The organism is Pseudomonas sp. ML2-2023-6, from assembly GCF_037055265.1.
Lineage (GTDB): Bacteria > Pseudomonadota > Gammaproteobacteria > Pseudomonadales > Pseudomonadaceae > Aquipseudomonas > Aquipseudomonas kulmbachensis.
In genome coordinates this window covers 1,007,800-1,033,837 of sequence record NZ_CP146347.1, presented here as the reverse complement: position 1 = coordinate 1,033,837, position 26,038 = coordinate 1,007,800, and the positions used below count along the sequence as shown (strand labels likewise).

Genomic DNA, 26,038 nt, shown 5'->3' with positions numbered 1-26,038 from the left:
CCACCATGCAACCTCAGTGCGTCTGCGTGGTCAATGACCTCGCAGATCGCGTCCGTTTGCCACACCCCCGGGATGTGCCCCTGACACCTGCGTTTGCATCCAAACATAGCCCGACCTGATCGGGCTTCCATTCACTCTCGCCACTACAGGATCCCGGATGCTTGAGCTTGTTGCTGCGTTTATCTGCCTGACCTCACTACTGACTTACGTGAACTTCCGCTTTATCGGCCTGCCGCCGACGATTGGCGTGATGGTTACCGCCCTTATGTTTTCCCTGCTGCTGCAAGGCTTGAGCTTCCTCGGTTACCCGGGCCTTGAAGAGCGAGTGCAGGAGCTGATCGGCCAGATCGACTTCGGCGACCTGCTGATGAACTGGATGCTGTCGTTCCTGCTGTTTGCCGGCGCCTTGCACGTCAACATCAATGATGTGCGCAGCTACCGCTGGCCAATCGGGCTACTGGCGACCGTCGGCGTGCTGATCGCTACTACCGTGATCGGCAGCCTGGCGTATTGGATTTTCGGCCTGTTTGGCTGGCACATCAGCTTCCTGTACTGCCTGCTGTTCGGTGCACTGATTTCCCCCACCGACCCGATTGCGGTGCTGGGTGTACTGCGTACTGCCAACGCCTCCAAACCGCTGAAAACCACCATCGTCGGCGAGTCGCTGTTCAATGACGGCACCGCCGTTGTGGTGTTCACCGTGTTGCTGGGCATCGTGCAACTGGGCGAAACCCCGAGCCTTGGCGCTACGGCGATGCTGTTCGTTCACGAAGCCATCGGCGGCGTGGTGTTCGGTGGCTTGATCGGTTATCTGGTGTATCGAATGATCAAGAGCATCGAGCAATACCAGATCGAAGTGATGCTGACCCTGGCACTGGTGATCGGCGGCTCGGCCATGGCCAGTGAGCTGCATGTATCGGCACCAATTGCGATGGTGGTTGCTGGCCTGATCATCGGCAACCTGGGCCGCAACAAGGCCATGAACGAGATGACCCGTCGCTATATGGACGGCTTCTGGGAGTTGCTCGATGACATGCTCAACGCGCTGCTGTTTGCGCTGATCGGCATGGAACTGTTGCTGCTGCCATTCTCGTGGCTGCATTTGCTGGCTGCCAGCGTTCTGGCGGTGGCCATTTTGCTCTCGCGCCTGTTGACCGTGGCCCCGGCCATTGTGTTGCTGCGCCGCTGGCGCACGGTGCCACGCGGCACCATCCGTATCCTGACCTGGGGCGGTCTGCGCGGCGGTGTTTCGGTCGCACTGGCACTGGCCTTGCCGCTGGGCCCGGAGCGCGATCTGATCCTGAGTATCACCTACATCGTGGTGCTGTCGTCGATCCTGTTCCAGGGTTTGACCATCGGCAAGCTGGTTCGCCGAGTGACCAAGGATGCGCCAGCCGAGGCCGAACACACGCACTGATCCAGCTTGTAGCCGCTATTTCGTAGCAGCTGACGAGCAACGCGAGGCTGCGTCCGAGTGCGCAGCACTCGCAGATCCGTAATCCGAGGTTTTTCAGACATTGCGCAGTATTCCATTTTGCGACTGCTGCGCAGCCGAACGCAGCCTCGTTCCTTCGGCAGCTGCTACGAGGGTTAGTGCATAACGCTTGGACAGCAGCAAATCCCCGCCATGACCTCGACCTCATCCCGGTGTTTTCCGCCACCTTGGCTACACTCACTTTCCAGATGCCTGAAGGCATAACACGCAAAGGAGAGTTAAGGGATGAGTACTTCTGCTGCCTATGCACCGCCCAGGCGCCATCTCGGCGCCAACATCATGATCATTACGGCTCTGGTTGCCTTGGCCATCACGGCATGGCGATTCTTCACTCCACTGTCAGGGGTGACGGATTCCGGGGGGGCAATGACAACGATGCTCGCCGAATTTGTGCTGTTTGTTCTTGGCGTACTCCTGGTCAAAACCGCGGCGGGAGGCTTGCGAAACTTCGTCCTGTTTTTGAGTTGGGCCGGTGCCATAGGGACCATTTTTGCTGCAAGCCTTTTGCATGGCTGGTGGACAGTTGCCGTTCTGGTGGTCTTCGCCGTGGGTGTTGTGATTGAAACCTTTGGCGCCAAGCCAACAAGGAGCGCATGAGATGAACGGAATCAAAAAACACTTTTTGACAGCTCCGGCGCTGTGCTTGCTGGCAGGTGTTTCCAACGCTCAGGCACAAGACACCTACACCGTACCGACACCGTTGCTGGCAACGTCGAGCATCTCTGCCGAAGACGCCAAACTGCCCCTGCCCAGTGGCAAGGAGTGGGACAGCTTTCACGGCCAACTGAGCGCGCAGAAGTACTCGCCACTGACTCAAATAAACAAGGATAACGTCGGCAAACTAACCAAGGTCTGGGAGTATTTCACCGGAGACATGTCCTCCGGAACCGGTAAAATCCCGCCTTCGGTCTGGTCTGCCACACCTATTTTCGCCAATGACACGCTGTATGTCGGCACGCCTTTTTACCGGATCATCGCGCTCGAACCCGAGACCGGCAAAGCGAAGTGGACCTATGACACCAAGTCGCCGCTGGTTGCCGAGACACAGCCCGCGCTGAAATCTCGCGGCGTGTCGTACTGGCAGGAAAAAACACCGCAAGCGGGAGTTGCCTGCCAAAAAATCGTCTACCTGGGCAACATGACCGCGCAGCTATATGCGGTGGATGCTGACACCGGCAAGCCGTGCGAAGGCTTCGGCAAAAACGGTGTGGTGGATGTCAACCAATGGAACACCGTCAATGCCAAATGGCCGTTGTCGCAACTGCAACCGCCAACCGTTATCGGTGACAAGCTGATCGTCGGCTGGGCCGGTAAAGACTGGGAATATGAAGTCGAATCACCAGGTTCGCTGTTTGCCCTCAATGCCCGCACTGGCGAGCTGGAGTGGGAGTTCAAGCCGATTCCGGAAGATGAAGCTGGCAAAACCGGCACCGCCAACATCTGGACCGCAATGTCTTACGACCCCGCGCTGGGCTTGCTGTATATCCCCGTGTCCTCTCCTTCGCCCAACTACTGGGGCGGCAATCGGACCAAACCGATTCCCCTGGGTACTTCGACCACGGCTCTGGACATCAATACCGGCAAGGTCGTGTGGTCTCGTCAGTGGGTTCACCACGACATATGGGACTACGACATCAACTCGGCTCCTACGCTGATGGACATCACCGTCGATGGCAAACCCGTGGCCGCGTTGGTGCAAGCGACCAAGATGGGCTTTTTGTTCACCGTTGACCGCCGCACCGGCGAGGACGTGTGGCCCATTGAAGAACGCCCGGTGCCACAGGGCGATGCCCAGGGCGAGGTGTATTCGCCGACCCAACCGTTCCCGACCAAACCGGCGCCGTTGATGGATCAGTCGAAAAAACCGGCAATCTGGAAAATCGCCGACATCGTCGGTTTTGGTCAGTGCACAAAAATGTGGGACGGTTTGGAATACAACGGCATGTACTCGCCACCCGCCACTAAGGGCAACGGCGTACTGGCCTACCCGGACAGTGCCGGTGGCGTGCAATGGGGCGGTGTAGCGTTCGACCCGGTCAGCCAGGTGGCCATTGTGAACACCTCGCACATCGTGCAGATGATCAAGCTGTGGGATCGCGCCTCATACGACAAGCAACCAAAAACCTCGGGCAACGAAAACGGCTTTTACCCGCAGATCGGCGCACCTTACGGCATGAGCTTGATGAACGCGCAGAACTGGGCCGGTATGCCGTGCTGGGCACCCCCTTTCGGTGAACTGGTGGCAATCGACATGCACACCGGTGACGTGAAATGGCGTCGCCCAATGGGTGCCGTCCAGCAATTTGGTTGGTACATGCCTGAAAACATGGGCTCGCCAACCATTGGTGGCCCTGCGGTGACTGCAGGTGGTGTGGTGTTTATCGGCGCCTCGATGGATGCCAAGGTACGCGCCTATGCCCTGGCAGATGGCAAAGAGCTGTGGTCGGATATCGTCATGGCTCCCGCCGTCGCCAACCCCGCTATCTATGAATACAAGGGCCGGCAATATGTGGCGTTTGTGGCGGGTGGCAACTCGATCATGAAAGATCAGGTAGGTGATCAGGTGGTGGTGTATGCACTGCCGAAATAAAGCATGACGTCAACCGTGGGAGCGAGCAGGCTCGCTCCCACAATTTTTAAAATGGTGTTACTCACCCGCCAACCGCTGCAACTGCTCGCTGGCCCGTTCAGCGAACAGCTGCAGCAACCCTTCCAGCGTATGCGCCGCAGCTTCATCCGCCCGCGTCAACGCGTACAGCGTAATCGGCAGCGCCGGAGTCAGCGGCCGGATCACGGTACTTGCCCGCGACGCCCCCAACGCCGTAAACGGATCAATCACCGCTAACCCCGCACCCGACTCCACCATTGCCCGCGCCAGCGAATAGGTCTGTACCGCGATGCTGATGCGTGGCGGCGGCTCTACCGCTTGCAGGTAGCTGTCCAGTCGGGCAAACAACGGATCGGCACTGCTCAGCCCGATCAACGGTGCATCCGCCAACTCATCCAGCGCCAGCGCCACGCCTTCGCTTTCATCGGCCCAGTAACCCCGTGGGGCCAGCGCCACCAATACACCGTGGGCCAATGCCCGAGCCTTGAGCCCCGGATGGTCGGGCAATTTGAAAGTCAGGGCCACATCCAGTTCGCGCATCAACAGGTTTTGCACCAACTCACGGCTATGGGCGCTGGTCAGTTCACACTTGATATCCGGATAACGGCGCGTCCACTCGCTGATCACCGGCGGCAATAGCGACAACGCCAATGCAGGCGTACTGCCGATGCGCAAACGATGCCCCGGCTCGCGACGCAGGCTCTCGGCCAAACGCTGCACGCCTTGCAGGCTCTCGGTCACCTTGTCGACTTCGCGCTCCAGCAACAGCGCTTCGGGGGTGGGCTGCAATTTACCGCGCACCCGCAAAAACAGCGGGAAGCCCAAACGCTGTTCAGCGTGTTGCAGCACCTTGCTGACCGCAGGCTGCGATACATGCAGCAGTTGAGCCGCCGCACTGACAGAACCGGTTTGGCGAATCGCCTGGAACACCTCGATATGACGCAAGCGCATGGCAGCAGTCCATAACCTTTGTTTATGGGAGAGCCATCTTTATTCATTGTTCGCCGCCTGTCACCTGCCCCTAACCTGAAGTCCGTTCAACAGCGGGCTAAGGACTGACATGGCACAGCGAGTTTGTATCATCGGCGGGGGCGTTATCGGGCTGGCAACGGCGTATGCATTAGTGCGCGATGGCTTTGAAGTGAGCGTGATCGAGGCTCAGCCAACCCTCGGCAGCCAGACCAGCTTCGCCAATGGCGGCCAGCTCTCCTACCGCTATGTCGCACCGCTGGCCGATGCCGGGGTGCCTTGGCAGGCGATGGGCTGGATGCTGCGCGGCGACTCGCCACTCAAGCTCCGCCCACGCATGGACCCGGCCCAATGGCGCTGGCTGGCCTCGTTCATGGCGGCGTGCCGCAGTTCGGTGAACCAGCGCAATGGCGCGCACTTGCTGCGCCTTGCGTTGCTCAGCCAGGCCACCTTGCAGCAATGGCGCGAAGAAGATCAGTTGGACGGTTTCGCCTGGCAGCGCAACGGCAAACTGGTGGCGTTCCGTGAACACGCAAACTTCGACAAAGCGCGCAAAAAAGTTGTCGGCAGTGCATTTCAGCAAGCGCTGTCAGCCAGCGAATGCGCCAGCCTGGAGCCCGGCTTGCAGGGGTCGGCGTTTGTCGGCGGTATCTATACCCCCAGCGAAGAAGTCGGTGATTGCCACGCGTTCTGCCAGCAACTGGTCGCCCGCCTGCAGGCCAGTGGCCGCTGCACTTTTATGTTGGGTAAAACCGTCACCCGTCTGCGCCATGCCAACGGTGCAGTACAGGCTGTGGAAATGGGCGACGAGGTGCTGGAGGTCGATCAGTTGGTGCTCGCTGCCGGGCACAACAGCCCGGCCCTGCGTTTGCCAGGCATGAACCTGCCACTGTATCCGCTCAAGGGTTATAGCCTCACGCTGGCTCTGAGCGACCCGCAAAAAGCCCCGCAGGTGAGCATCACCGACTACGACCGCAAAATTGTCTACGCCCGTATCGGCGAACAATTGCGCATTGCCGCGATGGTCGACATCGTCGGTTTCGATCCCTCCCTGGACCCCAAGCGCCTGGCACAAATGCGCCAACTGGCCAGCAGTACTTTCCCGGCTGCGGGCAACTACGACAACGCCACTGAGTGGGCCGGCATGCGCCCTGCTACCCCCAGCGGCGTTCCCATCCTTGGCGCCAGCGGCTATCGCAATTTGTGGCTCAACCTTGGCCACGGTGCACTGGGCTTCACTCTGGCCTGCGGCAGCGGGCGCTTGCTCAGCGAGCTGATTGCACAGCGTAAAACATCCATAGACATGCAAGGCCTGGCCGCTTGAATGCGCCATCCCGACAAAAAGGAAAGCCCGATGACGATTCACCGCATCAACAGTAACGACCGTTTGAGCGCCGCCGCGACTTTCGAAGCGCTGGTCTTTCTGTCCGGACAGGTCCCTACGCAAAGCGAAGATATTACCGCGCAGACCCAAGAGGTCCTGGGCAAGATCGATGCTCTGCTGGCCGAAACCGGCAGCGACAAGGACCATATTCTTAACGCCACGATTTACCTGCAGAACATTCAACGCGACTTCGCGGCCATGAATGCCGTGTGGTCAGCCTGGCTATCGGCTGGCAAAGTGCCCACCCGCACCACCCTGCAAGCCGAATTGGCCCGCCCACAGGTGTTGGTGGAAATAAGCGTGATTGCTGTTCGTCATTAATCTGTTTTAGGGGAAAACAAAAAAATGAAAAAACTAACCTTGATCAGTTGCACCCTGGGCCTGTTGATCAGCCATACCGTGCAAGCCAATGAGACCCCGCTGCAGGGCACACTAAAGAAGATCGCCGACTCGGGGACTATTACCCTGGGTTATCGCGATGCATCGGTGCCGTTTTCTTATGTCGGCGATAACACCGGTAAACCAATGGGCTATTCGGTGGAGTTGGCCAACAAGGTCGTCGAGCGTATCCAGCAGCAAATGGGCGACAAACCGCTGAAGGTCAAATACAACCTGGTCACTTCGCAAACCCGCATTCCGCTGGTACAGAACGGCACCGTTGACCTGGAGTGCGGCTCGACCGGCGTGACGGCAGAGCGGCAAAAGCAGGTGGCATTTTCGTACGGGTTCATCTATGTCAAAGGCCAGTTACTGACCGCCAAGAACAGCGGCATCAAAGGCTTCGATGATCTGCGCGACAAAAACGTCGTGACCACCGCGGGCACCACCAATGAGCGCTTTATCAAAAGCTACAGCGCCGACCACAAGATGGGCATGAACGTGATCAGCGCCAAAGACCATGGCGAAGCGTTCAAGATGCTCGAGACCGGTCGCGCCGTGGCCTTCTACATGGACGACGCACTGCTCTACGGCGAACGCGCCAAAGCCCGTGACCCGCACAACTGGGTCGTGGTCGGTGACGAGCAATCGCGGGAAATCTACAGCTGCATGGTGCGCAAGGACGACCCGCAGTTCCTGGCCGTGGTCAACAAGACCCTGGCTGACCTGTATCAGTCCGGCGAAATCACCAGCATCTACCAGCGCTGGTTCGAACAACCAATCCCGCCCAACGGCCTGAACCTGGAGTTCCCGATGACCGCTGAACTGAAGCAGATCATCGCCAAACCCGTGAGTGATCCGGTGGAGTAAGGGGCTGTATTGGTGAGGCTTATACCCAAGCGTTGATAACCGCTAGCGGCTCCAAAATTACGCGCCTGTCGCCAATCAGGCGCGTGCTGCTTCAGTGCGTTACCAGCGTGTCCAGCGACTTGTCGACATAACCTTTGGCCAGCTCCACCAAGTGCACGGTCGACAACACCAAGTCGCGCGCGGGCCCGCTCAAACCATTCCCCGCCTCATTCGCGCAGGCACCCGCACAGCGCAACAAGTCTGACGCCTGGGCCAAAGCCGCTTCGCAATTGACACTGTCCGGGATGGCAAACATGGCCGTGCCCATGGGGCGATAAGGCTTATGGTGTTGCAGGTAAAAATTGAGCGCACGTTCAGTGGCGGCACGATCAAGTAACGGGTCATGACTGTCAGCAGCATCGAGGGGCAAAACAGGTGGGTCGGGGGTGATCTTTTTCATGGGTTCTCCAAATTTATGGAGCTGCCCTTAATCGCTACTAAACGAATGGGTGGCAGCCGTACGCAGGTTAGTAGACCGGAAAACTTGGAAACCGGCGCACCCGAAAGTGCCCTACGCACGGCCACCATAGCGATGGCACTTTGCGTCAAGTTTACAAGCCGGGCTACTAAACCCGACCGCCGTTTTGCAGCGATGGGCCGAGACTATTCCCCGATTTTGACAGGCGCAAGCGAGCTGGATTTTCTCGGATGTTTCACGAGATTAAAAGCGAAACGTCGTACGAAACGCCTGATTTTAAAGGCCAAATGCGTTGCCGGTAGTTCTGTAGCAGCTGCCGAAGGAACGAGGCTGCGTTCGGCGACGAAGTCGTCGTAAACCCGGTAGCCGCGGTATACCTGAAACACCGAGATTGAATGGTTTTACGACGGCTGCGCCGCCGAACGCAGCCTCGTTCCTTCGGCAGCTGCTACGCGGCTGGCATGCCACAGCGTTTAGAAATCACCCCACAACTGCTGCGCCACAGCCAAAGCCACAACCGGCGCAGTTTCAGTGCGCAGTACCCGTGGGCCAAGTCGCGCAGGCTGATAGCCAGCGGCTTGGGCCAGGTCGACTTCGCTGTCGGTCAAGCCGCCCTCGGGGCCGATCAAAAACGCCAGACGTGCAGGTTTGGCGTGGCTGGCCAACGGTTCGGACACCGGGTGCAGCACCAGCTTGAGGTCGGCTTCGGTGGTTTTGATCCAGTCGCTGAGCATCACCGGCGGATGAATCACCGGCACCCGCGAACGGCCGCACTGTTCGCAGGCGCTGATCGCCACTTGGCGCCAGTGGGCCAGGCGCTTATCCGCGCGTTCGTCCTTGAGCCGCACTTCGCAGCGCTCACTCATGATCGGGGTGATTTCGGTCACTCCCAACTCGGTAGCCTTTTGAATCGCCCAGTCCATGCGCTCGCCACGGGACAGGCCCTGACCAAGGTGGATGGCCAATGGCGATTCCACTTGCCCGGCAAAGGTTTCGTCCAGCACTACGCGCACGCGTTTTTTGCCGACTTCCAGCAAGCGCCCCAAAAACTCCTGACCCGAGCCGTCGAACACTTGCAGTGCATCGCCCTCGGCCATGCGCAGTACGCGGCCAATGTAATGCGCCTGGGCTTCAGGCAATTCGTGTTCACCAAGGCTCAAGGGGGCGTCGATAAAGAAGCGGGACAATCTCATATGGGTTCTCTGAAAATTTAATTATTCATGTAGGCGCTGCCGCAGGCTGCGATGGGTTGCCCCCCAGCGACCTTGGTGTATTGAAGGTCCTGCGGCCCTTATCGCAGCTTGCGGCAGCGGCTACAAAATTGTGTTTAACCCGGGTCGCGGAAGTCCGGATGGAAGTTCGATGGCACGGCCACGCTGATGTCGCTGCGGGTCGCAATATCGATCCCTTCACTGGCCACTTCAGCCAGAAAGTCGATCTGCTCGGGGGTAATCACGTAAGGCGGCAAGAAATACACCACGCTGCCCAACGGACGCAACAACGCGCCACGCTCCAGTGCGTGCTGGAATACCTTCAGACCTCGGCGCTCCTGCCACGGGTAAGCCGTTTTGCTGGCTTTGTCCTGGACCATTTCAATGGCCAGAACCATACCGGTCTGACGCACTTCCGAGACATGAGGATGATCCACCAGATGCGCAGTCGCACTGGTCATACGCTGAGCCAGCGCCTTGTTGTTCTCGATCACGTTGTCTTCTTCGAAGATATCCAACGTCGCCAGAGCCGCCGCACACGCCAGCGGGTTACCCGTGTAGCTGTGGGAATGCAGGAAAGCGCGCAGCGTCGGGTAGTCGTCGTAGAACGCGCTGTAAACCTCTTCAGTGGTTACGCAGGCAGCCAACGGCAAATAACCACCGGTCAACGCTTTAGACAGGCACAGGAAGTCCGGGGTAATGCCCGCCTGTTCACAGGCAAACATGGTTCCGGTGCGGCCAAAGCCCACGGCGATTTCGTCGAGGATCAGGTGCACACCGTAGCGATCGCAGGCCTCGCGCAACAGCGTGAGGTACACCGGGTGGTACATGCGCATGCCGCCCGCGCCCTGAATCAACGGCTCGACGATCACTGCAGCCACCGTGTCGTGATGCTCGGCCAGGGTCTGTTCCATAGCCACAAACATCGTGCGCGAATGGGCTTCCCAGCTCACGCCTTCGGGGCGCAGGTAGCAGTCGGGGCTCGGCACTTTAATGGTGTCGAGCAGCAACGCCTTGTAGGTTTCGGTGAACAACGGCACATCACCCACGGCCATCGCGGCCATGGTTTCGCCGTGGTAGCTGTTGGTCAGGGTCACGAAGCGCTTTTTGTTCGGCTGCTCGCGATTGAGCCAGTAGTGAAAGCTCATCTTCAACGCGACTTCGATGCACGACGAACCGTTATCGGCGTAGAAGCAGCGGGTCAGGCCTTCGGGCGTCATCTTGACCAGTCGCTCGGACAGTTCAATCACCGGCTGATGGCTAAAGCCCGCAAGGATCACGTGCTCCAACTGGTCGACCTGGTCCTTGATGCGCTGGTTGATACGCGGGTTGCAGTGGCCAAATACGTTGACCCACCAGGAACTCACGGCATCCAGGTAACGCTTGCCTTCAAAGTCTTCCAACCACACGCCTTCGCCGCGCTTGATCGGGATCAACGGCAGTTGCTCGTGATCCTTCATTTGGGTGCAGGGGTGCCATAAAACGGCAAGATCTCGCTGCATCCACTGATTATTCAGGCCCATTTCCCACTCTCCTGGCGCTGGTTCCCGACGTGCGCGGGTAAACAATCGCGCAAGCCTATGCAATCCGCCCGCGTGTCACAACCTATTACAAATCCCAGCACCTTACTGACGCCTGAAGACAAACAATAGCGACACAAAATATTGTTAACGTTTGCTTAATTATTGGCACCCAGGCTACAGATCGTATTTATCGATAACTTGCAGCGAAAAAATGCGCTTTCATTCGATAGGTAAACCATTAGTCTTAGGCTCAAGTTCCCACAGGATGTTGGCAATGCAGCTACGTAACTCTTCTTCTCGATATGGTGCCGTCAGTATTTTCATGCACTGGACCGTTGCGTTGGCAGTGTTCGGATTGTTCGCGCTGGGTCTGTGGATGGTTGGTCTGGACTACTACAGCCCTTGGCGCAAAGAAGCGCCAGACCTGCACAAGAGCATTGGTTTGACGCTGCTCGCAGTAATGTTGCTACGTGTGATATGGATCTGGATCAGCCCGGCGCCTCCTGCCCTGGCCAGCTACAGCAAGGCAACACGTATCGGCGCCAAACTGGGCCACGGTTTTTTGTATCTGGCTTTGTTTGCACTAATGATCGCTGGCTACCTGATCTCCACCGCTGAAGGCGTGGGCATCCCGGTATTCGGCCTGTTTGAAGTACCTGCACTGATTTCCAACCTGCCCGATCAGGCCGATGTGGCCGGTGTCGTGCATCTGTACCTGGCGTGGGCCGTGGTGATTTTTGCCGGGCTGCATGGCCTCATCGCTTTGAAGCACCACTTTATTGATCGTGATGCGACCCTGACCCGTATGCTGGGGCGCAAAGCCTGATGCTCAACCTCAACTCAAAAGGAATAGACCGCATGTTGAAAAAGACCCTCGCTGCGCTGGCACTCGGTACTGCACTGCTGACCGCAGGTCAGGCCATGGCTGCTGACTACACCATCGACAAGGAAGGCCAGCACGCCTTTATCGACTGGAAAGTCAGCCACCTGGGCTTCAGCTTTATTCACGGCACATTCAAGGACTGGAGCGGCACCTTCTCGTGGGACGCTGCCAAGCCTGCTGACAGCAAAATTGACGTCACCCTGAAAACCGCCAGCCTGTTCTCCAACCACGCAGAACGTGACAAGCATATCGCCAGCAAAGATTTCCTGGACGTGAGCAAGTTCCCGGAAGCGACCTTCAAGTCGACTAAGGTTGTACCGACTGGCGAGAAAACAGCTGACGTAACAGGCGACCTGACCCTGCACGGCGTGACCAAGCCAGTGACGTTCAAGGCAACGTTCAACGGCGAAGGCAAGGACCCGTGGGGTGGCGAACGCGCTGGCTTCAACGCGACCACGTCTGTGAACCTGAACGACTTCGGCATCAAGAGCCCGGGCGCAGACCAGACGCTGACCCTGGACATCTCGCTGGAAGGCATGAAGGCCAAGTAATAGCGCTTTTATACGGCTAAAAAAAACGCCCCGGCTTGCGAGAGCCGGGGCGTTTTTTTATGCGTGAATCAAGAGCCCCTCACCCTGACCCTCTGGGAGAGAGTTAAGGTGAGGGCGCTTTGGACTCAGCGGTTGCGAGTCAACAGCGCAGGCTTTTCACCACGAGGGCGGTTCGGCAGTTGATCGAGCTGCTCAGGTGTCGGGAAACGATCGCTTTTCGACTCCTTGTGCATGATCTTCGGCTGATTTTCACGCGGGCCTTTAACCGCTGGCTCTTGACGGGCATCGTCACGGGCCGGGCGATTTTCGCGACGGGCTTGACCGTCACGCGGGGCACCGCTGCGTGGACCGCTGCGTTTGGCAGGCGGTGTGCCAGTGCTGGCGCCGCTGCCGGTACGCGGAGCATTTTGACGACCACCAGTACGTGCTGCTGGCGCTGCGCCAGTGCCAGTACCCGTTGCAGGAGCACCCGGACGGCGGCCACGGCTCTGGTTGTTTTTGTTCTGGTACGGGCTGACGTAATCAGCGCGGTTACCAAAGTTGTCTACATCGTCATCGCGGAACTCGTCCGGCGCACGGTTGGCGTCCGAACGTGGGGTTGGCTGACGCTGTTCACGGGCAGGTTGAGCCTCGCGCGGCTTTTGCTCACGAGCAGGACGCTCGCTACGAGCAGCGGCTGGCTTCTCTTTGCTCTTTTCCTTGCCTTTGTCTTTACGACCGCCGCCACCGCCCGGGTTACCCGGACCGTCGCCACGAGGACCACGTGGCGGGTTGCGCGGGTTACGCACATCCGGACGCTCGCGCACTTCAGGCTTTTCAGCTTCTACGGTGCTGGAGTCAAAACCCATCAGGTCGCCATCGGCGATTTTCTGGCGGGTCATGCGCTCGATGCTTTTCAGCAGTTTTTCTTCGTCCGGAGCAACCAGCGAGATCGCCTCGCCCGAACGACCGGCACGGCCAGTACGGCCGATACGGTGAACGTAGTCTTCATCGACGTTTGGCAGCTCGAAGTTGACCACGTGTGGCAGCTGATCGATATCCAGACCGCGAGCGGCAATATCGGTCGCTACCAGAATGCGTACGGCACCGGCTTTAAAGTCGGCCAGGGCTTTGGTCCGCGCGTTCTGGCTCTTGTTACCGTGGATGGCTACGGCGCTAAGGCCATGCTTGTCCAGGTACTCAGCCAGGCGGTTGGCGCCATGCTTGGTACGAGTAAAGACCAGAACCTGTTCCCAGGCGCCTGCGGTGATCAAGTGAGCCAGCAGCGCACGCTTGTGGGTGGCAGGCAAACGGAAAACACGCTGTTCGATACGCTCGACCGTCGTGTTGGGCGGCGTAACTTCGATGCGTTCCGGGTTGCGCAGCAACTTGCCGGCCAGATCAGTGATGTCCTTGGAGAACGTCGCCGAAAACAGCAGGTTTTGACGCTTGGACGGCAGACGTGCGAGGACTTTTTTCACGTCATGGACGAAGCCCATGTCGAGCATCCGGTCAGCTTCGTCGAGCACCAGGATTTCAACGTGGGACAAGTCAACGCTGCCTTGACCAGCCAGGTCGAGCAAACGACCCGGGCAGGCAACCAGTACGTCAACACCACGGGCCAGAGCCTGGACCTGAGGGTTGGTGCCGACACCGCCAAACACGCAGGCGCTGACGAACTTCAAGTCGCGGGCGTAGAGCTTGAAGCTCTCGTGCACCTGGGCGGCAAGTTCGCGGGTTGGGGTCAGGACCAGCACGCGTGGTTGGCGTGGGCCGTGGCGCTGGGATTTGTCCGGGTGGCCATTGGGAAACAGCTTTTCCAGAATCGGAAGAGCGAAGCCGCCGGTTTTACCAGTACCTGTCTGAGCCGCAACCATCAGGTCGCGACCTTGCAACACGGCGGGAATGGCCCGCTGTTGCACCGGAGTAGGCTCGGTATAGCCCGCAGCTTCAATGGCGCGGACTAAAGCCTCGGAGAGACCGAGGGAAGCAAAGGACATGAGAAATCCTGTTCTAGTTAGGGCTTGGCCCAAAGGGATAGTCTTGCCTGGCGTGAATGGCGTTTAAGGAGACGCAATCCCGTCCGGTCCTGCTCCAGTCCACAAGGCTCATTCGCACCGCTCGCGCGGGCAAGAGCTGCGCAGTAGCGGGGTTGAGTGGCTTGTACAAGGACGAGCGGCCGGGCGTAAGCCTGGCGGAAAGCCCGGAGTATAACAGAGCAATCACGGCGCGCCGATTTCATGCTGCCCAACGGCTTTTTTGTAGCCGCGGCCGGCATCAAGAAAAACCCTGTAGCCGCTGCCGCAGGCTGCGATAAGGACCGAAGGGTCTTCGCTTTCTGCATCAAGGCCGGGGCCGCTGCGTCGCAGTGGCGCACCAAACCCATCGCAGCCTGCGGCCGCGGCTACAGGTCTTGAATCAGCGTGGCAGCTTCAGGTTGTTCCAGATCGCCAAGCTCGGATCAGCCTGGTTCAGGGTATAGAAGTGCAACCCCGGTGCGCCGCCGTCCAGCAGGCGTTCGCACATTTCGCTGATAACCTGTTCGCCAAACGCCTGGATGCTCTGCGTATCGTCGCCGTAGGCTTCAAGTTGCTTGCGAATCCAGCGTGGGATTTCTGCGCCACAAGCGTCAGAGAATCGCGCCAGCTTGCTGTAGTTGGTGATCGGCATGATGCCCGGCACAACAGGAATCATCACGCCCGCAGCTTCCACGCGCTCGACAAAACGGAAGTAGCTGTCGGCGTTGAAAAAGTACTGGGTGATCGCGCTGTCAGCGCCAGCGTGGGCCTTGCGCACGAAGTTGCTGATATCGTCTTCGAAGTTGCGCGCTTGCGGGTGCATTTCCGGGTAAGCGGCCACTTCGATATGGAAGTGATCACCGGTTTCTTCCCGAATGAAACTCACCAGGTCATTGGCGTAGCGCAACTCGCCGCTGGCCATGCCCATGCCCGAAGGCAGGTCGCCACGCAGGGCAACGATGCGCTTGATGCCTGCAGCCTTGTACTGGGTCAACAGGCCGCGCAAATCGGCCTTGCTGTCACCCACGCACGACAGGTGCGGAGCCGCAGGCACTTTTACTTCGCTCTCCAGCTGCAGCACGGTATTGATCGTGCGGTCGCGGGTCGAGCCACCGGCACCATAGGTGCAGGAGAAAAAATCCGGGTTGTAGGTCGCCAGTTGGCGAGCCGTGTTCATCAGTTTTTCATGTCCAGCATCGGTCTTGGTCGGGAAGAACTCGAAGCTGAAACGACGGTCTTGAGACATGGGAATACCCTTGCGTACGCGAAGGGGGGTTAAGGCGCCCCCTGACGCTGAACTCTCACACAAAAAAAAGGCGGTCAGTGCAAGCCTGACCGCCTTTTTTAATCAGTAGCGGTAAGCGTCTGGCTTGAACGGGCCTTCGACGGTCACACCGATGTAGTCGGCCTGAGTCTTGGTCAGTTGCGTCACAACGCCACCGAAGCCGCGAACCATTTCCAGGGCCACTTCTTCGTCCAGCTTCTTCGGCAGAACTTCTACAGTCAGGCGCTCGGCTTGCAGCTCTGCCGGCAGGTCAGCGTACTTCTGCGCGAACAGGAAGATCTGAGCCAGAACCTGGTTGGCGAACGAACCGTCCATGATGCGGCTTGGGTGACCCGTGGCATTGCCCAGGTTAACCAGACGGCCTTCGGCCAGCAGGATCAGGTAGTCGTCGTTCTGTGGGTCGAATTCGCCCAGGCCAGTACGGTGAACCTTGTGAACCTGTGGCTTCACTTCTTCCCATGCCCAGTTTTTGCGCATGAAAGCGGTGTCGATTTCGTTGTCGAAGTGACCGATGTTGCACACTACTGCACGTTTTTTCAGCGCAGCCAGCATGTTTTTGTCGCACACGTTGACGTTACCGGTGGTGGTCACGATCAGGTCGATCTTGCCCAGCAGTGCAGCGTCGATGCTGGCAGCAGTACCATCGTTCTGGCCGTTGATGAACGGCGAAACCACTTCGTAGCCGTCCATGCACGCTTGCATGGCGCAGATCGGGTCGATTTCCGACACTTTAACGATCATGCCTTCCTGACGCAGGGACTGGGCCGAACCCTTGCCCACGTCGCCGTAACCGATTACCAGCGCTTGCTTGCCGGACAACAGGTGGTCAGTACCACGCTTGATCGCATCGTTCAGGCTGTGACGGCAGCCGTACTTGTTGTCGTTTTTGCTTTTGGTCACCGAGTCGTTCACGTTGATCGCAGGGATCATCAGCTCGCCTTTGGCCAGCATGTCCAGCAAACGGTGTACACCGGTGGTGGTTTCTTCAGTCACGCCGTGGATCTTTTTCAGCATGGCCGGGTATTTCTTGTGCAGCAGCTCGGTCAGGTCGCCGCCATCGTCGAGGATCATGTTGGCGTCCCAAGGCTCGCCATCTTTCAAGATGGTTTGCTCAAGGCACCACTCGTACTCGGCTTCAGTCTCGCCTTTCCAGGCGAAAACCGGGATACCGGCAGCAGCGATCGCGGCAGCAGCCTGATCCTGAGTCGAGAAGATGTTGCACGACGACCAACGCACTTCGGCACCCAGGGCAACCAGGGTTTCGATCAGCACGGCAGTCTGGATGGTCATGTGAATGCAGCCCAGAATCTTCGCGCCCTTGAGCGGTTGTTCTGCGGCATAACGGCGGCGCAGACCCATCAGGGCTGGCATTTCGGACTCGGCGATAAAGGTTTCGCGACGGCCCCATTGGGCGAGGGACATATCAGCGACTTTATAGTCGGTAAAACCTGCAGGCGTGTTTACAGCGCTCATCAAGAGCCTCCATTCGTTTAATCGCGAATGGGCGCCGTTGTGCGTTTAGTGCCTGAACAGGGAGCCCTGAACAAACAACGCCCCATCCGAGCCTGACAGGTTGAACCTGCTGCAGCGCCCCTCGGACAGGTGGCGGGAACGGTACTGGGTAAAAATGACCGTTTTGAAGCGGGGGTGATTATAGCCATCCGCGCCGATGTTCCCAAGGATTTATCCACGGCATTTTGATTTGCTTAATCGAGACCATAGTCCAAGGTTAATAGAGATGAGGGCTGTGGTCTGACATCATGGCAGGCATCTAAGGCAAGACGGTCAGGAGCGAATATGAATTTTCACACCCGCAAATGGGTTAAACCCGAAGACCTCAACCCCAACGGCACCCTGTTCGGTGGCAGCCTGCTGCGCTGGATCGACGAAGAAGCCGCGATCTACGCCATCGTCCAACTGGGCAACCAGCGCGTGGTGACCAAGTACATCTCCGAAATCAATTTTGTCAGCGCCTCACGCCAAGGCGACATCATCGAGCTGGGTATTACTGCTACCGAATTCGGGCGCACCTCGATCACCCTGACCTGCGAAGTGCGCAACAAGATCACCCGCAAAAGCATCCTGACCGTCGACAAAATGGTTTTCGTCAACCTGGGCGAAGACGGCTTGCCGGCGCCGCACGGGCGTACCGAAATCAAGTACGTCAAAGATCAGTTCGACGATGAAAAGAAAGACTGATTAATCCCCCGGGCTTTGTGGGAGCCGGCTTGCCGGCGAATGCATGACCAAGGCCTCTCTGGCATACCGAGTCGTTTGCATCGCTGACAAGCCAACTCCCACAGGCATGAGTGAACAGCTGGCCCCCGCGCGTGTCGTACGCTTACACACGCCAACGGTCATGAAACCTCATGGACACCCAAAACAGCGGCAAAACCCCCAACCTGTCGGCTGAAGAAAAGCACGACGTCACCAAAAACCAGCCTCCGCGCGCAGCGGTCCTGCACGAAATCATTCGTTTGCAGGGTGATCAGGAGCTGGAGCGCAGCATCGCCGCCCTGTTCTGGTCGGCACTGGCCGCCGGGCTCACAATGGGCCTGTCGCTTATGGCCATGGGGTTGCTCAACTCGCGCCTGCCCAGCGGCGAAGCCTTCAAGGTCATAGCCAGCTTCGGCTACTGCGCCGGCTTTTTGGCCGTCATCCTCTCCCGCCAGCAATTGTTCACCGAAAATACCCTGACTGCCGTACTGCCGATCATGAGTAAACCCACGCTGAGCAATTTCGGGCGTCTGCTCCGATTGTGGGCTGTGGTGCTGGTGGGCAACCTGATGGGCACCTTGCTGGTGGCTTATGTGATGTTGCACTTGCCGATTTTCGACACCCAGACCGACAAGGCTTTCCTGGAAATAGGGCACAAGGTCATGGAGAACGACGTCAGTCAGATGTTTTCCAAGGGCATCATCTCGGGCTGGATGATCGCGACGATGGTGTGGATGATCCCGTCCATGGAGAGCGCCAAGATGTGGATCATCATCCTCATCACCTACCTGATGGCGCTGGGCGACTTCACCCACATCGTGGTCGGTACGGCTGAAGTGTCGTATCTGGTGTTTGCCGGCGAACTGCCCTGGAAAGACTTCTGGCTGATATTTGCCGGCCCGACCCTGGCCGGCAATATCATCGGTGGCAGCTTTATCTTTGCCCTGATCAGTCATGCGCAGATTCGCAGTGACACCCAAAAACCCAAGCCGCAAGCTTAGTTGCCCTGAGTCAGATCACGTAATGCGCGATGGCCACAAAGTGCAGCAGGCTGCCGGCAATCACGAACAGATGCCAAATGCCGTGGGCATGGCGCAGACGGTGATCCAGGGCAAAAAAGATAATCCCCACGGTGTACATCACCCCGCCAGCGGCCAGCCAGATAAAGCCAGCGGTGCCCAGCGCCGCCAGCAACGGCTTGACAGCCACCAGCACAATCCAGCCCATTACCGCGTAAATCACGATAGACAGAATGCGCGCTTCGGAGCGGGGTTTGATCTCCTGCAGCATGCCGATCACCGCCATGCCCCAGACAATTCCGAACAGCGACCAACCCCACGGCCCGTGCAGCGTGACCAGGCAAAAAGGGGTGTAACTACCGGCGATCAACAGGTAAATCGACAGATGATCGAACTTCTGCATGATCACCTTCGAACGCCCGCGTACGCTGTGGTACACGGTCGACACGCTGTACAGCAACACCAGCGTGACACCATAAATCGCCACACTGACAATCTTTTGCGGGCTGCCGTCGAGGCACGCCATCACCAATAACCAAATACTGCCTACTGCTGCCGCAACAGCTCCCAACAGGTGGGTCCAGGCGTTTAGCTTTTCGCCGTGATACATGTGCAACATCCTCAAGAACTGACAGTGCGACTGCGTCACCCGGTTAAGAGATAAGGGTCGGGGTTGCGAAATTAAAGGGCAATGCGGCGATCGTCGAGCAGCCGTGAGAGCAGGTTTGCCCTCACATGCTTTGTACCGCACACACTTGTAGCCGCTGAGGAGCGCAGCGAGGCTGCGATAAGGGCCGCAGGACCTTCAAAAGCAGGGGCCGCTTCGTCGCCCATCGCAGCCTCGTGCCTCGTCAGCGACTACAGGTTTTCATTCCTTCTCGCCCAACACCAATCGTTCCAGCGCCAGCAAATCCGGGATTTTCGCTACATGATCGCCCACCTGCACCGCCGCACGCTCCAGCGGGCTGAGCGGGACGTCGACAAAACTCAGTTGGCTGTCCAGACGGTAAGAACGCGGGATGCCTTGCACCACCATGGCGATAAATTTGAGCCGGGAATCGCCGCCCAGGGTGTTGAGCACGACGATACGTGCCCGCTCACCAATAACGACGGGGCTACCGCAGGCCGCTTCAAAGCTGATCAATGGCAGTTCGCGGTCGCGCCAGGTGATCTGGCGCAGGTGCCAAGGCGGTGAATCGCTGCTCGGGTCGCCGCGCTGCCAACCGATCAGCTCGGCTATCGCTACGTTGGGCAGCAGCAAGTAGCGGTCGGCCAGTGGTAGCAGCAAACCGGTCAGGCTGCCCACGCGATGATCAAGCATGAAAGTTGCTCCAGTAGGCGATGCGTTCCAGCAACACCGACTCTTGATACGGCTTGCCCAGGTAGTCGTTGACGCCAATGGCCATCGCCCGGTTCTGGTGTTTTTGCCCGGTGCGCGAGGTGATCATGATGATCGGCAAGTCTTTAAGGCGCGGGTCGTTGCGCACACGGGTTGCCACCTCGAAGCCGTCCATACGCGGCATTTCAATGTCCAGCAGCATCAGGTCCGGGGTGTGCTCTTCGAGCACGCTCATGGCGTCGACCCCGTCTTTGGCGGTGATGACGTTCATACCGTTGCGCTCCAGCAGGCGGCTGGTGACTTTGCGCACGGTGACCGAGTCGTCCACTACCAGCACCAGCGGCGGGCGCACGGCCGGAATAAATTCAAGGGCGCCGACCGCTTCGTGATGCGCCCGTTGTAACGGCTGACGCGCCTGATGCGCGCGAATGTAAGCCAGCAGATCGAGGATCAGCACCACCCGACCATCCCCAAGGATGGTCGCGCCCGACAACCCCTGCACCCCGGTAAATTGCGGGCCGAGACTTTTGACCACTATTTCTCGCGAGCCCGCCAATGCGTCGACCTGCAAGGCCACGCGCTGATCCTGGCAATGTACCAACAGCACCGGCAATGAATGGCTCTCGCCCACCAGCTTGGGTTTGCCTACGGTTTGCAGCAATTCGCCGAGGTAACGCAGTTCGTAGGTTTGCCCGCCGTAGTGATACAGCGGCGGGTTGAGCTGATAGTAACCCTCCAGCTCGTTGGGCATGACGCGCACGATGCCTTCGACAGTGTCGAGCGAGATGGCGTATTGCTCGTCGGCGCACTGCACCATCAAGGCTCGGTTGAGCGAAACGCTGAACGGCAGGCGGATCTGAAAGTGCACGCCCTGCCCGACCACCGAGTCGATGGTCATACTGCCGCCCAACTGACGCACTTCTTCATGCACCACGTCCATGCCGACGCCGCGCCCGGAGATCTGGGTGATTTTTTCAGCCGTAGAAAACCCCGGCTGCAGGATGAACTGCAACACTTCGCGGTCACTGACCGTGGCCTCGGGGTCCAGCAGGCCGCGTAAAATGGCTTTGCGGCGCACGGCTTCAAGCGGCACTCCAGCACCATCATCGTGCATGTCGAACACCACATCGCCGCCTTCGTAAGACAACTCCAGGCTGATCAGGCCCTGCTCCGGCTTACCACTTGCCTGGCGGATCTCGGCAGGCTCAAGCCCGTGGTCAACGGCGTTGCGCAGCATGTGCTCCAACGGCGCCACCATACGCTCAAGAACGTTGCGGTCGATTTCGGCTTCAGCATTGATCACGTTGAATTCAACGTGCTTGCCCAGTTCGCTCGCCACCTGACGCACCACGCGTTTAAGCCGCGGTAACACGCGCTCGAACGGCACCATGCGCGTGCCCATCAGGCCTTCTTGCAACTGGGTGTTTACCCGCGCCTGCTTTTGCAACAGGCCGTGCGCATCCTGACAGCGGGCCGCCAGTGTGGCTTTAAGATCGAGCAAGTCCGACGCCGACTCGAACAGAGCGCGGGACAATTGCTGCAGCAAGGAATGACGGTCCATTTCCAGCGGGTCGAATTCGTCGTAAGCCACGCCATCGGCTTCAGTGTGCGGGCGACTGTGCAGGCGACCTTGGGTTTCGCTGTCGAGCCGACGCAGCTGATCCTGCATCCGTTCGAGGGTGGTCTGCATCTCGTTGAGGGCCACTTGCCCATCGTTGACCTGCTGCTCCACCCGCCCACGAATGATCGAGGCTTCACCCGCCAGGTTGACCAGGTCTTCCAGCAATTCGGCTGGCACCTTGAGGGTGTCCAGCCCCGTGCGCTCGCCTTCGGGCACCGGCAACGCCGCCGGCTCAGGCTTGGGCACCGCGCCAGGCGCCTGCCGGGTGTTGCGCTCAATCTGGCGAATCTGCTCGATCAGCGCCTGGGGCGAAGGCAGTGGCTGGCCACTGCGCAATGCATCGAACATTTGCGCCAGCTGGTCGTGGCAACGCTGCAGCAGTACGAACAGTTCAGCACCGGGCACCAGAAAGCCCACCGAAATATCTTCGAAGAGGGTCTCAAGTTCGTGAGCAAGGTCGCCAATGACGGCGACCTCGACCATGCGCGCGCCCCCTTTCAGGGTGTGCAAATCACGCAGCAGGTTTTCCACTTCAAGATGGTTTTGCGGGTCGGCTTGCCAGCGTAACAAGGCCGCTCCCGAGCTTTCGAGGATGTCGAAAGCTTCATCGAGGAAGATATCCTGCAGTTCCGGGTCGCCGCTATTGAGCGCAACATCTGACTTGGGCTCGATGCTGTTCGGCTCGACAGGCGAATGGCTGTAGAGGCGAAACCCGCGAATGGCCTCGATCAGTTCATAAGACTCGCTCAACGGCTGCTGGTGCTGCAGTTGTTCAAGCATCAGCCCAAGCTGCTCATGGCTGCGCTCAAGCAAGCGGCTTAAGGCCGGGCTCTCATTCAAGCGCCGGTCCAGCAACCCTTCATACAAATGCTCAAGCTCATGGGCCAACTCGGCAACCGGCTCGATCCCGGCCATGCGCGCACCGCCCTTGAGGGTGTGCAAATCGCGCTGCAAGGAAGACAGCGACGCCAGACTGTCGGGCGCACTCAGCCAACGCTGCAGGGCAAAACCTGCACTTTCGAGAATATCCACGGCCTCTTCGAGAAAAATCTCGACGATCTCCTCGTCGAACTCATCGGCCTGATCGGCCCCCAACTGATCGGTGGCGGTTCCCAGCTCGGTGATCTGGCTGCCATCACCGCGAACCAGTCCCGTGGCGTCGGGCGCCAGACCTTCATGCAACAGCCCGTACAAGGTCTGGATCAGCTCCGGTTGCGGAGTGATTTCCTGCCCTGCAGCCAGTTGGTCGAGCATGCTAATCAACGCTTCATGAGCGTCATCGGCCGCTTCAAAGAAACGTTCACTGACTGCCAGGCTGCTTTCTTCGACGGCGCCGTACAGGTCGAGCAAGGCTTCACATAGACCATCAACAGGCTGCAAGTCGAGCAGGTGCGCCGACCCGGCCAGAGTGCTCAACTGGTCCAGCAGGCTGTCGAGAGCATCACGCTGCCGGGGGTTCTGGTGCCAGTTTTTCAACAGTTCTTCAGCGTCAAACAGGATGTCCATGCTCTCGGCCAGAAACTCGGCAATGCGCTGCGGATCACGCTTGGGGACCCAGCCGCTTGCAGGTGTATTGAGCAAGGTTTCAAGACGGGCGGCGATCAGTTGCTCGGTGCGTTCGATCAAGGAGCCAGCCCCCTTAATATCGGCCAGCGGGTCGATATCCAACTGCTTAAGACCACGATGCAGCAAACCGTCGGCCTCCAGCAGCAGATCGACTTCATCCGGCCCCAGGGCAATATGGTGGGCCTTGTACTCACGCACCAGATGATCCAGTGGCGTGGCCAACTCAGCCATGCGCACCACGCCCGCCATATGCGCGCTGCCTTTTAGCGTATGCATGGCCAGCTGCAAGTCGTCGCTGGCGTACAGCGGCATCTGCACGCGAGCCTGATCCAGAAACCGGTCTAGACGTTCGAGATGGGCTTGCGCTTCCTGCCGGAAAATATCCAGCAACTGCGGGTCGAAGCTGCTGTCCTGAGTAATCAGCAGCGGTTGCGCCAGGCGCTGCGCCCGTGCAGCCAACTGGTCGACGTCTTCGCGCTGACGCTGACCTTGCTCGGTAAATGCTTGAATCAGCTCGGGCAGCAGCACCAGCACGTCTTCGAGCAGTTGGTAAATTTGTGGAGACGGCGCCACGCTGTGTTCGATAACTCGATTGAGCAAGTTCTCGACCGCCCACGCCAACTCACCCAGCACCAGCGCACGCACCATGCGCCCGCTGCCCTTGAGGGTGTGAAAACCGCGCCGAAGCTCGGCCAGCGCAACGTTATCCGTAGGGTTGGCGACCCACTGCGGCAAGCAGTCGTGCAGGCTGACCAGTACTTCGTCGGTCTCTTCCAGAAAGACTTCCAGCAACTCTTCGTCCAGCGGATCTTCATCCACCGGCGGCGGCAGCAAGCTGGTGGGCATGTGTTGCGCAGGCGGATTGAGCGCCGACAGCGGGCTGGCCAGCGCATCAGCCAAACTCTGCGCTTGCAGGTCAGGCCTCAGCGGTGGTGCTGCGGGGACGTCATTGAGTAGCAGCACGGGGTGCGTGGCCGGGGCATAACCCAGCTCGGCCAGGCTGTTCTCGGCCCGGTCCAATACCCGCTCGCTCGCCGCACCGGGGTCCTGAGCCAGTCGTTCCAGGTAATATTCGATACTGATCAGCGCATCAGCCAGATGGTCCAATTGCTCCGTCGTTGGGCGGTCGGGCCCTTGCAGTACGCGCTCGCCAATATAGTCGTTGCAGGCTTGCAGCAAGCTGGCGGCACGGCTCAGCGGGATCATCGCCAACGCGCCGCGAATTTGCGTCAGCAGCCCGGGCAGTGGCTGCAAGTGCTGGCGGTCGTGGTCTGCCGCCAGATAGTCAGCGATCAGGTCTTTGACTTCTTCCAGACCGATGCGCGCTTCCTTGATCACCAATTGGTGGATCTGCATCAGGTCGGTGGTAGGCAAGCGGCTCTCTTCGCGCTGCGAAGGCTCAACATTGCCGACCATACCGGCCAATGTCGCTTCGACATAGAGCAGGGCCGACGCAACATCCATCAACACCGCATCCGTCGGTTCGCGCTGGCCCTGAGCCAGGCTTTGCATCACCGCCAGTTGATCAATAATGACTTTGCGCGGCTGACCAAACCCCAGCACGGCCAAGGTGTCGGCGATCTGGCGCAACGGCGCCATCAGGCTGCTCAGTTCCGAAACATGCGAGCGATCACTGCGCACAAACAGGTCGAGGCGCTCCTTGACCCGCACCAGCTCTTCACACAGTGCCGCCACCACCGAACGCATTGCGTCGCGGTCGGGGCCGGCCAGTCGCGCCCGCTCCTCATCAACCATTGCCGCATCGGGCATGGCCTGATCCAGCTCGTAGTGATTCTTCAGCGCGAGCATTTTCGACGTCGGATGTTCGGCCTTCGCGATGTAAAACAGCAGGCTGGTAAGCAACTCTTCGGGCGCGGGCTGGTTGACGGCTGCAATGCCCTGCTCCAGTAGACGTTTGAGTTCCTTGTCGGATTTCTTCAGCAGGCTGCGCAGGGCTGGGCTGTTGGGCACCCGGCCTTTAAGCATGCCGTCGACCAACGCCGCGGAGATTTTCCATAGAGCATTGAGCGGCGACCCCAGGCACAGGCTTTGAAGTTGCGCGAACACGCCAACCATTTGCTCCAGATTGGCCTGCACTGCTTCGCCACGGCGCAAGCCCAGAAACGCGGCTTGCAAGGTATGGCGCAGCATTCGCAATTGGCGCGGCAATTCAGACGGGGCCAGACGCTCCAGGGCCGCCGAATCTAATGCAGGCAAGACCTGCAAGGGCGGGCTGAACAGGCTGGTTTCCGAGAGCAGCGCTTCGCCGCGAGCGGTGCGCAGATCATTGAGCAACGGCAACACCACCAATGGCCAGTCACGCCGGGCGCTGTGTACCCGGTCCAGGTACAAGGGCAATTGGCTGAACGCTTGCTGCAATAACCGCAGGGCTTCGTCGAGCTGGTTGACGCGGCCCTGTTGCAGGGCAATCACCAGTTGCTCCATCTCTTCAGCCAGCAAGGCTGCGCCATAGAATTCGACCATCAGCAAGCTGCCATGCACCTGATGTATGCACGCCAGACACTGCTCCAGCGTGTCAGCAGCAGGCTGTTGCGCGTAGGTATCCAGCGCCGTTCGGGCCTGTTTCAGGGTGAAGGCAATTTCGCCTTTAACCCACTCAAGGGCCACATAGTCGTGCCGGTCAACCATAACGACTCCAGTCAGA

20 protein-coding genes and 1 riboswitch are annotated in these 26,038 nt (G+C 59.0%); of the genes, 10 read left to right on the top strand and 10 right to left on the bottom strand.

Translation table 11 applies throughout. The features are described from left to right. Positions 1-157 precede the first annotated feature (157 nt). From V6L79_RS04745 to V6L79_RS04735, 3 genes are all read left to right on the top strand, one after another. On the top strand, positions 158-1,417 hold the full coding sequence (locus V6L79_RS04745; protein ID WP_261740601.1) for a sodium:proton antiporter: 1,260 nt from the start codon (positions 158-160) through the stop codon (positions 1,415-1,417). A 303-nt stretch (positions 1,418-1,720) separates the two neighbouring features. Beyond that, entirely contained in the window at positions 1,721-2,092 is a 372-nt protein-coding gene (locus tag V6L79_RS04740) for a hypothetical protein (protein ID WP_261740600.1), read from the top strand. Position 2,093: 1 nt separating this feature from the next. Then, positions 2,094-4,085 carry a pyrroloquinoline quinone-dependent dehydrogenase gene (locus V6L79_RS04735; RefSeq protein WP_261740599.1) on the top strand — a complete coding sequence of 664 codons (1,992 nt, stop codon included), beginning with the start codon at positions 2,094-2,096 and terminating at the stop codon, positions 4,083-4,085. Between the two features lie 57 nt (positions 4,086-4,142). Here the strand turns inward: V6L79_RS04735 and V6L79_RS04730 are convergent, their stop codons facing one another. Next, positions 4,143-5,054, bottom strand: a complete 912-nt coding sequence (locus V6L79_RS04730) for a LysR substrate-binding domain-containing protein (RefSeq protein ID WP_338579879.1) — start codon at positions 5,052-5,054, stop codon at positions 4,143-4,145. 109 nt (positions 5,055-5,163) lie between these two features. Here V6L79_RS04730 and V6L79_RS04725 point away from each other — a divergent pair, with 109 nt between their 5' ends. Genes V6L79_RS04725 through V6L79_RS04715 form a run of 3 tightly spaced genes read left to right on the top strand, consistent with a single transcriptional unit; the run spans position 5,164 to position 7,704 of the window. Then, positions 5,164-6,396: a D-amino acid dehydrogenase gene (locus V6L79_RS04725; RefSeq protein WP_261740597.1), complete on the top strand. Its 1,233-nt coding sequence runs from the start codon at positions 5,164-5,166 to the stop codon at positions 6,394-6,396. Positions 6,397-6,426: 30 nt separating this feature from the next. Next, entirely contained in the window at positions 6,427-6,777 is a 351-nt protein-coding gene (locus V6L79_RS04720; protein ID WP_261740596.1) for a RidA family protein, read from the top strand. Positions 6,778-6,801: 24 nt separating this feature from the next. Further along, complete coding sequence (locus tag V6L79_RS04715; RefSeq protein ID WP_261740595.1) at positions 6,802-7,704, top strand: transporter substrate-binding domain-containing protein; 903 nt, start codon at positions 6,802-6,804, stop codon at positions 7,702-7,704. A gap of 91 nt (positions 7,705-7,795) precedes the next feature. On the opposite strand, the gene V6L79_RS04710 is transcribed toward V6L79_RS04715, so the two are convergent. From V6L79_RS04710 to V6L79_RS04700, 3 genes are all read right to left on the bottom strand, one after another. Next, positions 7,796-8,143: a DUF6124 family protein gene (locus tag V6L79_RS04710; RefSeq protein ID WP_338579878.1), complete on the bottom strand. Its 348-nt coding sequence runs from the start codon at positions 8,141-8,143 to the stop codon at positions 7,796-7,798. Positions 8,144-8,634: 491 nt separating this feature from the next. After that, entirely contained in the window at positions 8,635-9,354 is a 720-nt protein-coding gene (locus tag V6L79_RS04705; protein ID WP_261740593.1) for a 16S rRNA (uracil(1498)-N(3))-methyltransferase, read from the bottom strand. Between the two features lie 134 nt (positions 9,355-9,488). Next, entirely contained in the window at positions 9,489-10,895 is a 1,407-nt protein-coding gene (locus V6L79_RS04700; RefSeq protein ID WP_321835454.1) for an adenosylmethionine--8-amino-7-oxononanoate transaminase, read from the bottom strand. A 274-nt stretch (positions 10,896-11,169) separates the two neighbouring features. On the opposite strand from V6L79_RS04700, the gene V6L79_RS04695 reads away from it, so the two are divergent. Then, complete coding sequence (locus V6L79_RS04695; RefSeq protein ID WP_321838166.1) at positions 11,170-11,721, top strand: cytochrome b; 552 nt, start codon at positions 11,170-11,172, stop codon at positions 11,719-11,721. Between the two features lie 32 nt (positions 11,722-11,753). Next, positions 11,754-12,329 (top strand): YceI family protein, encoded by a 576-nt coding sequence (locus tag V6L79_RS04690; protein WP_338579877.1) that lies wholly within the window; start codon positions 11,754-11,756, stop codon positions 12,327-12,329. Positions 12,330-12,454: 125 nt separating this feature from the next. Here V6L79_RS04690 and V6L79_RS04685 read toward each other — a convergent pair whose 3' ends face one another. The 3 genes from V6L79_RS04685 to ahcY form a co-directional block, all read right to left on the bottom strand. Next, the gene (locus V6L79_RS04685) at positions 12,455-14,308 is read right to left on the bottom strand and encodes a DEAD/DEAH box helicase (RefSeq protein ID WP_261740589.1); all 1,854 of its coding nucleotides are present in this window, start codon (positions 14,306-14,308) and stop codon (positions 12,455-12,457) included. A 418-nt stretch (positions 14,309-14,726) separates the two neighbouring features. Next, positions 14,727-15,572: a methylenetetrahydrofolate reductase [NAD(P)H] gene (gene metF / locus V6L79_RS04680; RefSeq protein ID WP_261740588.1), complete on the bottom strand. Its 846-nt coding sequence runs from the start codon at positions 15,570-15,572 to the stop codon at positions 14,727-14,729. 102 nt (positions 15,573-15,674) lie between these two features. Next, the gene (gene ahcY, locus V6L79_RS04675) at positions 15,675-17,084 is read right to left on the bottom strand and encodes an adenosylhomocysteinase (protein ID WP_261740587.1); all 1,410 of its coding nucleotides are present in this window, start codon (positions 17,082-17,084) and stop codon (positions 15,675-15,677) included. Between the two features lie 22 nt (positions 17,085-17,106). After that, positions 17,107-17,213, bottom strand: a riboswitch (S-adenosyl-L-homocysteine riboswitch). A gap of 195 nt (positions 17,214-17,408) precedes the next feature. Here ahcY and V6L79_RS04670 point away from each other — a divergent pair. Together V6L79_RS04670 and V6L79_RS04665 are read left to right on the top strand one after the other, a co-directional pair. After that, complete coding sequence (locus V6L79_RS04670; RefSeq protein ID WP_019409147.1) at positions 17,409-17,810, top strand: acyl-CoA thioesterase; 402 nt, start codon at positions 17,409-17,411, stop codon at positions 17,808-17,810. 170 nt (positions 17,811-17,980) lie between these two features. Beyond that, positions 17,981-18,829, top strand: coding sequence for a formate/nitrite transporter family protein (locus tag V6L79_RS04665; RefSeq protein WP_338579876.1), 849 nt, complete (start codon positions 17,981-17,983; stop codon positions 18,827-18,829). A 10-nt stretch (positions 18,830-18,839) separates the two neighbouring features. On the opposite strand, the gene V6L79_RS04660 is transcribed toward V6L79_RS04665, so the two are convergent. The 3 genes from V6L79_RS04660 to V6L79_RS04650 all read right to left on the bottom strand — a co-directional run bounded on the left by V6L79_RS04660 (position 18,840) and on the right by V6L79_RS04650 (position 26,022). Then, positions 18,840-19,457: a hemolysin III family protein gene (locus V6L79_RS04660; protein WP_261740585.1), complete on the bottom strand. Its 618-nt coding sequence runs from the start codon at positions 19,455-19,457 to the stop codon at positions 18,840-18,842. A gap of 258 nt (positions 19,458-19,715) precedes the next feature. Beyond that, on the bottom strand, positions 19,716-20,168 hold the full coding sequence (locus V6L79_RS04655) for a chemotaxis protein CheW (RefSeq protein WP_261740584.1): 453 nt from the start codon (positions 20,166-20,168) through the stop codon (positions 19,716-19,718). After that, entirely contained in the window at positions 20,161-26,022 is a 5,862-nt protein-coding gene (locus V6L79_RS04650; protein WP_338579875.1) for an Hpt domain-containing protein, read from the bottom strand. The genes V6L79_RS04655 and V6L79_RS04650 overlap by 8 nt, the downstream gene beginning before the upstream one ends. Positions 26,023-26,038: the final 16 nt, after the last annotated feature.